General features: G+C 41.3%; 8 protein-coding genes and 2 pseudogenes. 7 read left to right on the plus strand and 3 right to left on the minus strand.

Annotated elements, in window-relative coordinates; all coding sequences use genetic code 11:
• The 6 genes and pseudogenes from O9324_RS05820 to ppsA all read left to right on the plus strand — a co-directional run.
• A pseudogene (locus O9324_RS05820) lies at positions 1 to 173 on the plus strand (IS4 family transposase); the annotation flags it as partial.
• 680 nt (positions 174 to 853) lie between these two features.
• Positions 854 to 2410 carry a M16 family metallopeptidase gene (locus tag O9324_RS05825; protein WP_288139699.1) on the plus strand — a complete coding sequence of 519 codons (1557 nt, stop codon included), beginning with the start codon at positions 854 to 856 and terminating at the stop codon, positions 2408 to 2410.
• Between the two features lie 12 nt (positions 2411 to 2422).
• Positions 2423 to 2662, plus strand: a complete 240-nt coding sequence (locus O9324_RS05830) for a hypothetical protein (protein WP_288139700.1) — start codon at positions 2423 to 2425, stop codon at positions 2660 to 2662.
• Positions 2663 to 2670: 8 nt separating this feature from the next.
• A complete protein-coding gene (locus O9324_RS05835) occupies positions 2671 to 4119 on the plus strand; it encodes a M16 family metallopeptidase (RefSeq protein ID WP_288139701.1) in 1449 nt (482 codons plus the stop codon).
• Positions 4120 to 4192: 73 nt separating this feature from the next.
• A complete protein-coding gene (locus O9324_RS05840) occupies positions 4193 to 4447 on the plus strand; it encodes a UPF0175 family protein (RefSeq protein WP_002788303.1) in 255 nt (84 codons plus the stop codon).
• Positions 4448 to 4934: 487 nt separating this feature from the next.
• Positions 4935 to 7376, plus strand: a complete 2442-nt coding sequence (gene ppsA, locus O9324_RS05845) for a phosphoenolpyruvate synthase (RefSeq protein ID WP_288139702.1) — start codon at positions 4935 to 4937, stop codon at positions 7374 to 7376.
• Between the two features lie 195 nt (positions 7377 to 7571).
• On the opposite strand, the pseudogene O9324_RS05850 reads toward ppsA, so the two are convergent.
• The 3 genes and pseudogenes from O9324_RS05850 to O9324_RS05860 all read right to left on the minus strand — a co-directional run.
• A pseudogene (locus O9324_RS05850) lies at positions 7572 to 7934 on the minus strand (type II toxin-antitoxin system VapC family toxin); the annotation flags it as partial.
• Positions 7935 to 7946: 12 nt separating this feature from the next.
• A complete protein-coding gene (locus O9324_RS05855) occupies positions 7947 to 8075 on the minus strand; it encodes a hypothetical protein (RefSeq protein ID WP_288139703.1) in 129 nt (42 codons plus the stop codon).
• Between the two features lie 2 nt (positions 8076 to 8077).
• A complete protein-coding gene (locus O9324_RS05860; RefSeq protein WP_288139704.1) occupies positions 8078 to 8863 on the minus strand; it encodes a hypothetical protein in 786 nt (261 codons plus the stop codon).
• Between the two features lie 585 nt (positions 8864 to 9448).
• On the opposite strand from O9324_RS05860, the gene O9324_RS05865 reads away from it, so the two are divergent.
• Positions 9449 to 11785, plus strand: coding sequence for a GUN4 domain-containing protein (locus O9324_RS05865; protein WP_288139705.1), 2337 nt, complete (start codon positions 9449 to 9451; stop codon positions 11783 to 11785).
• The last annotated feature ends 301 nt before the right edge of the window (positions 11786 to 12086 follow it).

Below are 12086 nucleotides of genomic sequence, written 5' to 3' on the forward strand. Positions count from 1 at the left end.
GCCAAAAGTACAGTAGAAAGAATCAAAGAACATCCAATAGTTTTGGCAGTTCAAGACACAACAAGTTTAGACTTGACAACGCAAAAAGCCAAAAAGGCATGGGTTATCTAGATTATAAAAAATCCTTTGGACTCAAAGTTCATACCACCTTAGGAGTGTCCCCGGTCGGAATAAGCTAAGACGCATTTAAACCGCTTATTCTTAGATTAGCCGAACCTCCCCCCCTGCCCCCCCGACATCGGGGGGGGGTTGCCTTTTGCCTCTTGCCTCGTCTCAACAAGCAATTTAAATTACGAACAGCTTACCTGTAGGACTAATTAATCAATATGTCTGGGCAAGAGAAGAAAAGAATTTAGGGATTGCCCAGCAACGAAAAAAAAGAGACACCCAAGAAAAAGAGGTTTAAAGACTGAGCGGGTTCCAATTATTTTTATTCATAAATATTTTACACAATTCATACCGGGTAAGCAAGACGGCTACGGCACTACTACCAAATCATTACCTCTTTTTCTTGGGTTTCTCTTTTTTTTCGTTGCTTGGCAATCCCTAAATACTTTTCTTCTCTTGCCCAGACATATTGATTAATTAGTCCTAAAGGTAAGCTGTTCGTAATTTAAATTGCTTGTTGAGACGAGGCAAAAGGCAAGAGGCAAAAGGCAACAGTAAAGGGATTGGGGGAGGTTCGGCTAATCTAAGAATAAGCGGTTTAAATGCGTCTTAGCTTAACTGTTTACTGATTACTGTTTACTGATTACTGAAAAAAGCGCCCCATCTCCCCTCTCCTAACAATCGACTGCTAAGATCGAACAGAGCGATCGATCTCTCGCTCCCACGATACCTGATAAAACTATCTATGATCATTAAAAATAACCCCTATTATCGGGCTGTAATAGGCTTTTGGGTCGCTTTCTTTGTGTTTTGGGGTTTTGGGAGTTTCTCACCCCTTCTTGCCCAAGCGAAAGAGCAACCAGCCGATGTACAATCGATTACCCCCTACCTTAAGCAATTTCAACAAAAAATTACCGAATTTCGCCTCGACAACGGACTAAAATTCATTATCCTAGAAAATCGCGATGCTCCGGTTATTTCCTTTGTCACCTACGCGGATGTGGGAGGTGCCGATGAACCGGACGGTAAAACAGGAGTTGCCCACTTTTTGGAACATTTAGCCTTTAAAGGCACAAAAACCATCGGTACTACCGATTATCTTAGCGAGAAAAAAGTCCTTGATCGCCTTGAAGCTATAGACAAAGAACTGCAAGCGGCCAAAAAAGCGGGTAAAAGCGCAGAAGTGGCTAAATTAACGGAAGAATTTCAACAAGCGAAGGCAGAGTCCGAGAAATTCGTCCAACGCAACGAATACGGGCAAATCGTCGAAACGCAGGGAGGAGTCGGTTTAAATGCCACCACTTCCAGCGATGCAACTAGCTATTTTTACAGCTTCCCGTCGAATAAATTGGAATTATGGATGTCTTTGGAATCGGAGCGATTTTTAGAACCGGTGTTCCAACGGGAATTTTACAAAGAAAAAGACGTAATTCTGGAAGAAAGACGGATGCGGACGGATAATAGCCCCTTGGGTCTATTAATCGAAGCTTTTCTCGATCAAGCTTATACTGTCCATCCCTACAAACGTCCCGTTATCGGCTACGATCGAGATATTCGCAATCTGGAACCCTCGGATATCCAAAACTTTTTCGATAAATTTTATCCTGCCAGTAATTTAACCATAGCTATCGCCGGAGATGTGGACCCAGAACAGGTCAAACAGTTAGCTGAGGTTTATTTTGGTCGTTTTCCCGCTAAACCGAAACCCCCACAGGTGAAAGTAGTGGAACCGAACCAAACCAAAACAAAGGAAATTACCCTAAAATTAGCCTCGCAGCCTTGGTATTTAGAAGGATACCATCGTCCCGCCCTCAATCATCCCGATCATGCGGTTTACGAGGTTATTGCCACTTTAATGAGTGAAGGAAGAACCTCGCGACTGTATAAAGCTTTAGTAGAGGACAAACAACTTGCCCTCGCTGCCCAGGGATTTAACGGCTTTCCGGGGGATAAATACCCGAATTTGCTGTTATTCTATGCTCTCACCGCTCCTAATGTCAGCCTGGAGCAAGTAGCGCAGGGTTTGAATTTGGAATTGGAAAGATTGAAAAATGAACCAGTTTCGGAACAGGAATTAGAACGGGTTAAAAATCAACTACGGGCAGCCCTATTAAGAGGTCTTGATTCTAACATGGGCATGGCGCGATCCTTGATTGAATACGAGGTAAAAACCGGCGATTGGCGTAATTTATTCGCCCAATTAGATGCTTATAATGCTGTCACCGCAGCCGATATTCAACGAGTGGCTAAAGAGACTTTTACCCCCGAAAATCGCACTATTGGCCGAATTTTACCAAAATAGATAGATGGGGAAATGGGGGAAGTGGGGAAGTGGGGGAAGTGGGGGAAGTGGGGGAAGTGGGGAAGTGGGGAAGTGGGGAAGTGGGGAAATGGGGAAATTTTAGGTAAAACCCCAACACCCCAACACCCCAACACCCCAACACCCCAACACCCTAACACCCTAACACCCCAACACCCTAACACCCCAACACCCCAACACCCTAACACCCTAACACCCCAACACCTAACACCGAAAACCGAAAACCTAAAATAAATATAATCATGAAAAAACGCTTACAATGGCTAGGTTTAATCCTGCTCACCCTGATAGGTGTCCTAGCTTTTCGTTCCCCGGCAATTGCCCAAACCCCGCGACATTTTACCGATTTAACTTTTCCTCCTCTTCCTGAAGTTACAGTTCCCCAATACGAGCGCTATCAACTAGATAATGGTATGGTGGTTTATTTAGTGGAGGATCGCAGCTTACCTTTAGTAAGTGGTACGGCGATGATTCGGACGGGAGGAAGATTAGAATCCGGGGAAAAAGTCGGATTAGCCGATATTACTGGAACCGTGCTGCGTAGTGGTGGCACGGAGAAACATCATTCTAATGTCTTAAATCAGTTATTAGAACAAAGAGCAGCCCTAGTAGAAACCTCGATCGATCTTAACGCTGGAACTGCTAGTTTTAGCGCTCTTAGTGAAGATTTAGAAGCAGTTTTTAATCTCTTTGCCGAGGTTTTGCGTTCCCCAGCTTTTGAAAGTCAGAGGGTAGAATTAGCCAAAGTTCAGGAAAAAGGAGCAATTGCCCGACGTAATGATGATCCCGATGATATTGCTAGTCGGGAGTTTAAAAAGCTAGTCTATGGTGATAATAGCCCCTACGCTCGTACTGTAGAATATAGCACTTTAGCTAATATTGACCGTCAGGATTTAATCGATTTTTATCGTACCTATGTCCGTCCCGACCAAATAATTTTAGGAATTGTCGGTGATTTTGATTCTCAGTCGATGAAAGCATTAATCAATAAGACTTTTGGCGATTGGAAAAATCCCGCCACTGCTCCTAAAATTGTCACCCCTTCGGCAACCCAAAAAAATCTTCAAGGTGTCTTTGTTGTCAATCAACCCCAATTAACCCAGAGTACGGTTTTATTAGGTCATCTTGGGGGTCGTTTGGATAGTCCCGACTATCCCGCTTTAACGGTATTAAATGAGATTTTAAGCGGTTTTGGTGGTCGTTTATTTAATGAAGTGCGCTCCCGTCAAGGATTAGCTTATTCTGTCTATGGTGTCTGGAATAGTCGTTATGATTATCCCGGTTTATTTATTGCCGGAGGTCAAACTCGCACCGATGCTACCGTACCTTTTATTAAGGCAATTTTAGGCGAAATCGAGCGACTTCGCAATCAACCCGTTACTGCCAAAGAATTAGAAGACGCTAAAAATGCTATTCTCAATTCTTTTGTTTTTAAGTTTGAGAAACCTGGTCAGAATTTATCGCGATTGATGACCTATGAATACTATGGTTATCCCCAAGATTTTATCTTCCGTTATCAACAAGCGGTAAAAGGGGTGACAATTGCCGATATTCAACGAGTGGCCCAACAATATCTACAACCGAATCAAATTGTGACTCTTGTGGTGGGTAATGAACAGGAAATTCAACCTCCCTTATCCAGTTTGGGAACCACGGTTAAAACTGTTGATGTCACCATCACACAAATATAAATAAATCTAGGTTGGATTGAGCTAAACTAGGTGAAATCCAACCTAGAAAAATGGGACAAATATAGCACGATATATGACTTTACAACTCACCATAAATTATCCTGAAAATTTACCCGACTTTCTTCAAAAAACACGAGAGGAATTCGAGAGAGAAGCAACTTGGGCTATGGTAGTAAAACTCTTTGAGATGAAACGTATTTCATCGGGTATGGCTGCCAATTTATTAGGAGTGGATAGGGTTAATTTTTTATTGAGATTGACCGATTTTGGCGTAGGGATGATTGACTTAACAGAAGAAGAACTATTATCAGACCTTGAAAATGCCTAAAACTGAAGGTGACGTATTGCTAAATTACAGCCCTTCTCATAAAAAAAAGTATAACCTAATTTGGTATTGACTCCTGACTGCTGACGACCGACTCCCCAAAACGAAAACTTCCTAAGTAGGGAGGCACAATTATTTGTAGGATGGGTTAGCGGTACTGTAAGCCATGCGGGCGTTGGGTTTCATGCTTCAACCCAACCTACGTTCATCTTATATTTAATTCCACCCACCTACTGATCTCACCATTGAGATAACTGCTGTAACTATTTTGAGATAACTAAGGCTATCATTGAGGAAAGTTACTGTTGAGACTCCTGATTAGTTTATTAATTTTTGTGTTAAGTAGCTAGACAATTAAACCCTTTAGAGATAGGGTGAGCGTGGCTGAGTTGGCTATTATAGAGTTTTGTAAATAAATATCAAACTCAAGGGTTTTTGAGCATGGTATCTCGCTAAACTGAAAGTATAGAGTACAGAGGTAAAAATACTTATGATGCTACTACAAGATGTTGCGAGAACCTCTAGAGAACAAGCATTAATTCTGTGGTTTGAAGAAGTGGACAGCAAAGATGTGGGATTAGTCGGTGGCAAAAACTCCTCCTTAGGCGAAATGATCCAACAATTAACCCCAAAAGGGATTAATGTCCCCACAGGATTCGCCACCACCGCTTACGCTTACCGTCACTTTGTCGAAAAAGCCGGACTAGACGCACAATTAAGACACATTTTCCAAGATTTAGACGAAAACGATGTGCAGAACCTGCAAGAAAAAGGTAAACAAGCACGCACATTAATTCTCAATACACCTTTCCCCGATGATTTAAGTCATGCGATCGCTATTGCCTATCGCCGACTCTGTGAACGTTATGGCGATGATCTCTATCATTCCATCGATGTGGCCGTTCGATCGAGCGCCACTGCCGAAGACTTACCAGAAGCGAGTTTTGCTGGACAACAGGAAACCTACCTTAACGTGCAAGGAGTCAGGGGAGTTTTAGAAGCTTGTCATAAATGTTTTGCCTCTTTATTCACCGATCGCGCTATTTCCTACCGTCATCATAACGGTTTCGATCACTTTGCCGTCGCCCTTTCCGTCGGTGTCCAAAAAATGGTGCGTTCAGATCTAGCCACCTCCGGGGTGATGTTTTCCATCGATACGGAAACAGGGTTCAAAAATGCCGCTTTAATCACGGCAGCCTACGGTTTAGGGGAAAATGTCGTGCAGGGTGCTGTTAACCCCGACGAATATCTGGTTTTTAAACCCACTCTTAAAAACGGTTACAAACCCATCCTCGAAAAACGCCTCGGCAGTAAAGCGATCAAAATGATCTACGATGATGGAGGATCGCGTCTCACCAAGAATATCCGAGTTAACAAGCTAGAACAGGATCAATTCTGCATTAATGACCAAGAAATCCTCACTTTAGCCCGTTGGACGACCCAAATCGAGGAACATTACTCGCAAGTGCGCGGAACCTACACCCCCATGGACATCGAATGGGCAAAAGATGGGATCACGGGAGAACTGTTTATCGTTCAGGCGCGTCCAGAAACCGTACAATCGCAAAAAGCCGCTAATATCCTTAAATCCTACGAGATTAAGCAAAGAAGTCAAGTTTTAGCGGTGGGACGGAGTGTAGGTGCGGCAATCGGTCAAGGAAAAGCCAGAGTCATCCTCAGTGTAGATAAAATCAACAACTTTAAACCGGGAGAAGTTCTCGTCACCAATCGCACGGATCCCGACTGGGAACCGATTATGAAACAAGCAAGCGCGATCGTTACTAATCAAGGTGGTCGTACTTGCCATGCCGCTATTATCGCACGAGAAATGGGTATTCCGGCGATCGTGGGTTGCAATAATGCCACGGAAACGATTAAAACTGGTCAGGAAATCACCGTTTGCTGTGCGGAAGGGGATGAAGGGAAAGTTTACCTCGGATTGCTACCCTTTGAAATTTGCGAAACTCACCTGGATAATTTGCCGCAAACTCGGACAAAAATCCTGATGAATATCGGTAATCCTGAAAAAGCCTTCGCTTTTGCCGATATTCCTGCCCAAGGTGTCGGTTTAGCGCGTCTAGAGTTTATTATCGCTAACCATATTCAGGCCCACCCCAGCGCTTTGCTGAAATTCCAGGAACTGGAAGAAGGGGACGTAAAAGACCAAATCGCCGAATTAACCAAACACTACGAGGATAAACCCCAATTTTTCGTCGATAAATTGGCCCGGGGAATTGCCATGATTGCAGCCGCATTCTACCCCAAAGATGTAATTGTGCGGATGTCCGATTTTAAATCCAATGAATACGCTAATTTATTGGGTGGCAAACCCTTTGAACCCAAGGAAGAAAACCCGATGATCGGTTGGCGCGGCGCTTCCCGTTATACTGATCCTAATTATCGTCAAGCTTTTGCTTTGGAATGTCGGGCGCTGAAAATGGTCCGGGAAGAAATGGGATTAACTAATGTGATTCCAATGATTCCTTTCTGTCGTACCCCCGAAGAAGGGATGAGAGTCCTCGAAGAAATGGCGAAAAATGGTCTCGAACGCGGGGTTAATGGTTTGCAAGTTTATGTGATGTGTGAGTTACCAAGTAATGTAATTCTTGCCGACCAATTTGCTCAGGTGTTTGACGGATTTTCGATCGGTTCTAATGATTTGACCCAATTAACCTTAGGATTAGATCGGGATTCTGCCCTAGTTGCCCATCTTTTTGATGAACGGAATGAGGGAGTTAAACGCATGGTTAAAATGGCTATTGAAACCGCTAAAGCCCATAATCGCAAAATCGGTATCTGTGGTCAAGCCCCCAGTGATTATCCCGAATTTGCTCAATTTTTAGTGGAATTAGGCATCGATTCCATCAGTCTTAATCCTGATTCTGTCCTCAAAACTTTATTGATGGTGGCAGCAGTGGAGAAAGGACAATAGTTTAGTGACAAAGGTGGGCAAGTCCCACCTTTTTTTGTCTTGGTATGTTGAGAATATTAATCGAGTCTATTTAATTGCTAATTATTATATAGCGTTTCTGATTCACAAGAGGTACATTATCGATGTTGAAAAGCTTAATCAGCAAAGGTTTAAGTGTGCCGCACAGATGCGAGAACCGCTATATCATCAGTTTAATCATAGAAATGGTAAGGGAGGTTGAAAACCCTCGATAAATGGCTTTTGTATAATAACTTTTTTGGGATAATTGGGAGAAAAATTAACCTCTTGTGGAACTTTATCAATTAATTTTTGATCTACGGTATCAAAATAATCAAGCTTCATCCTAATCGCTGTAGCGAGATGTAGTGCATCAAAGGGTTGTAGTTTATAACTCCTAATCAGATAACGATTGATTTCCGATGTCTCTCGTTCAAATCCTACTAACTTTATCCATTCATTAGAAAATAGGTTGTTAATAATATCTTCCTGCTCTAAATCAGATAAATCTCGTTTCGCTTTTAGAGATTTAATATAAACAACTTCAGCCATGATAAAAGCTGATGTATAGAGTTAAATATATCCCTGTTCTGCTGCCAGTAAAATATCCTTACATTGTTCATAATACTGGGGTTCTTCATTAAAAAAACTGATAAAGATTCCCGAATCACAATAGTGTTTTTTGATAGACTTTTTTTTCAAGACTAACCTCTAATTGAATTGATAATATTAGACAGGGAAGAAGCAGCAGATTTTTCAGGAAAAACTTTCATTTCTTGCACTTGAATATTGATTTTTTCTCCATGCAAATACTGCCGAATTAACCCAAAAACATAAACTCTTTTTCCTAAAGCTTCTCTAGCTTGTTCAAAAAGTTCTTCAGGAAAAAAACATTTAATAATTTTGTTATCAGTTAGGCTACGAATCCCCATCTTTTGACGATTGGCAATATTAATAGATACTAACTGCCCTTCAATAGAGCCATAAATACTGTAAAAATTTTGAGTAATTTCATCTACATTAGCCGCTATATTTTTAGTAACATAAAACCTCCAATTTTCCGTAGAAAACTCGATATCAGCAAAATCATTTGGATCGATTAATTCGCTAAACTTCTTGAGATTATACAGGGCTTTATTGTTGAAGTACAAGGGACGTTGAGGTTTTTCCTTAATCAATTCTTCTAAACTATCTCTAAAAACATTGATAATTCTTTGAGGACGCTCAGTTTCCACCTGTTCATCAAGGATATTTGCTTCGGCTGTCATAATAATACTTCCTTGTTGAACTTCCGTAATTGCCCACTCTACTCCCACCTCTCCCGTATCTGATATTTCTTGATCAATTTCCGTCAGGATTATAGAAAAACTCTCTAAAAGTTTTTGGAATTTCACCATAGGAAAATAAGGACCATCAACCTTGAGAGTCAATCTCGCCCTTGATAATCTAGTGGATGAGTAGTCGTTAACTGTAATTTCGTTATTGGTCATCAAATATCATATACAATTTATAATGTACCTGTGAAATTTCTACCCGTTGGCCGTGAGACTGTAAACTTGGCACTGAAAACTGAAGATTTACGAGATAAACTTCACCTATAGGACTCCGACTAGCCGTGCTTAAAGCAATTATCCCTGAACATCAGTTTTTTTGTACTAACCCAACTAACTTTATCATACTGAAAATACATATAGCCCACTATGGCTATTTTTTAGTTGTCTCTTAACAAATATTAACTTTAAACTGCGATTAAGAGATAAACTTAGATTTCGTCAGGATTAAGGCCTAATTCCCGCAGTTTATTGGCTAATCGTTCCGCTCGTTGTTTTTCCTGATTATAGCTAGTGAAAGCTTGTCCATCGGGATAAAAAAGCAACATTTCCGGTTCGATCCCCCCTTAATCCCCCCTTAATCCCCCCTTGATAAGGGGGGTGCCGATCCCCCCTTAATCCCCCCTTAATCCCCCCTTGATAAGGGGGGTGTCTGATAATTTTTAACGCCTACCTACTTATAAGCCAATAACACCACTCCCAAGGGGTCTAGTATAATTAGAAGAGGTTGATCAAAGGGGGTTTATGGACGATAAAACCACAAAGCCGGAAGCATCGGAATCTGAAGAGAAAAAAGAATCAGATTTTGACCAGGAAAAGGAACAGGCTCAAGTTTGGACGGGAAAAATCACTGCTTTTGCTGCCCACCAACTCCGAACCTCCGCTCCTTCCCTTCCAATTATCGGGGGTAGCATTACAGGCATCTTAACTTGGCTTAGTCAACATGACACGGTTAAGGCGATTATTGTCGGGGGAGTCACTTTTATCGTCACGGGCTTTTTTACCTACGGATCAGCCTGGAGTAAAGCGTTTTTAGAAGTGGCAAGAACCAAAGGTAAAGATCACGGTAAAGGTACAGCCTTAAGCTTTTTTGTTTGGCTAGACAAAGGACTGGAAAAAATACGTTGGCAATTAGCTAATCCTGACGGGAAATATTTAATTAAATTACGGGATTCAGATTGTCGTTATGATGATATTGAAGGGATTGAAGATGCAATCTTTGGTTTTTCTACTCCAGAACTAGAAGAAATTTTTATTAATTTGGATCTGAGTCAATTAGAACTGCGCTCAGAAGAAGAATCTAAAGGTACGCAGGATGATATTTGGGATTTATTGCGACGGGCTAAAAAGAGGACAAATTTACGGTTGTTAATTCTGGCTCCTGGTGGACGAGGAAAAACGACTTTATTGCGTCATTTAGCCTATAACTACGCTCTAAAACAACCGAAACAAAATGCACCTTTTTTAATTCCTGTCTTTTTACGTTTACGGAGATGGCAGGAAGTGATTACCACCACAGAAGGATTGGATTTACCAACCTTAATTGAGCGACATCTTAAACAAGATATTTCTCAAGAATTAGATTTACCTGAGAACTGGGCTAAAAGTCATTTAACCCGTCAGCAAATGTTAGTGATGTTTGATGGTTTTGATGAAATTAAACCCGAATATGCCGAAAAAGTCAGTCAATGGATTGGCAAACAGTGGCATGATTTCCGTCAAAACTATTTTATTTTAACCTCTCGTCCCAAAGGCTATCAAGCGTTTAGCTCTGAGCATAAACCTCGGCAAAAGGTGTTTATTAATGAATTTACCGATAAAAATATTCAGGATTTTGTGTATAAATGGTATTTCTGGCAAGAGCAGGAAACCAGAGTTCGCAGAAGTTTAAAAGCTAAACAAGAAGCTGCCGACAAAAAAGCAAAGGATTTAATTAATCAGTTATTTGCTCTCGATGATTCCGGGGAAAGTTCTACTCTATTAGCCTTAGCGAGAAATCCCTTAAATCTGAATATGATAGTACAGTTACATCGGGCAAACTTTGGCTCGGGACAAAAATTACCTCAGCAACGAGTGGATTTATTTCGCCGAATTTTTGATCTGCAATTGATCACTCGCCCTCAAGCTAGGGGCATTGATATGATTTTAGATAACAATGAGGAAAATCATCGTCAACGGGTATTGCAACAGTTAGCCCTGAAAATGGGAAATACAACCACGATTGAATATTCAGAATTACTAAGTCAGATGCAAGGTTTTATTCAGGAATTGGGTTATCCTGAAAGCACTTCGGCTAAGGATTTTGTAGAGCGGTTAATTCATGTGAGTGAGTTAATTTTGAAAAAGGATGAATACTATGAGTTTGCCCATAATCTTTTTCAGTCCTATTTAATTGCTTTGGAAGTTAAACGGTTAAAGCAAGAAAATTTACTCAAGGAAAATTGGGAGCAAAATCTCTGGTACGAGGCTTGCATTATGTATGCCACTTTATTGACTAATCCGACTGATTTTATTGTTAATTTTTATAATCAAGATAATCCTAAAGCTCAGGGATTAGCGGAGCGATGTTATCGAGAATTACCTGTTAAAAAACGTCGAGGTTTGGAATTTTTAGAACAAAAACGACAGACTTCTCTCTTTACTCAACTAGAAACCTATCTGAAAAATGGCCAATGGCGCGAAGCCGATGAGGAAACGGCGCGGTTAATGTTGTTAATTGCTAAAAGGGAAGATGAAGGCTGGCTAGATGAAGAAAGCATTAACAACTTTCCCTGTGAGGAATTACGCACCATTGACAAGCTCTGGGTAGATAATAGCGGCGGCAAATTTGGCTTTTCTGTGCAGAAAAAAGTCTGGCTGGATTGCGGTGGTGTCCCAGGGGAATACGATTATGAGGTGTATAAAAAATTCGCTGACGAGGTGGGTTGGCGCAGGTGGCGCAGGAGCGGACACTGGTTGAGCTATGATGAGCTAACTTTTTTATTAAACAGTAGTAAACACGCACATTTGCCTTTTTTTAAGTGGTTCCCTAGTAAGTACGCAAGGGCTGGTCATGCTCTTTTCTGGCGCAGAGACTTGTAACCTGTAATATATCACAGATTTAGACATCTTAAACCAGTAAAAAGCCCCCCTTATCAAGGGGGGTTGGGGGGATCAAACCTATGCAATTAACCAATCATCTTCAACCAGTAAAAAGCCCCCCTTATCAAGGGGGGTTGGGGGGATCAAACCTATGCAATTACTGAGAGGGGGACAAGCGAGCTAGAAGGTAGATAGGGCAAGCGATATAGCTCTTTGTCCTTTGATGTAATCCTTCAACCGATAGCGGCTAATTTGCATTAGCTCTTCTATATTTTTTTGGAACATTTGATGTAGCTGTAGC

Origin of the sequence: Microcystis sp. LE19-84.1B, assembly GCF_027531875.1 — a bacterium.
In the GTDB taxonomy this organism is placed as follows: domain Bacteria; phylum Cyanobacteriota; class Cyanobacteriia; order Cyanobacteriales; family Microcystaceae; genus Microcystis; species Microcystis panniformis.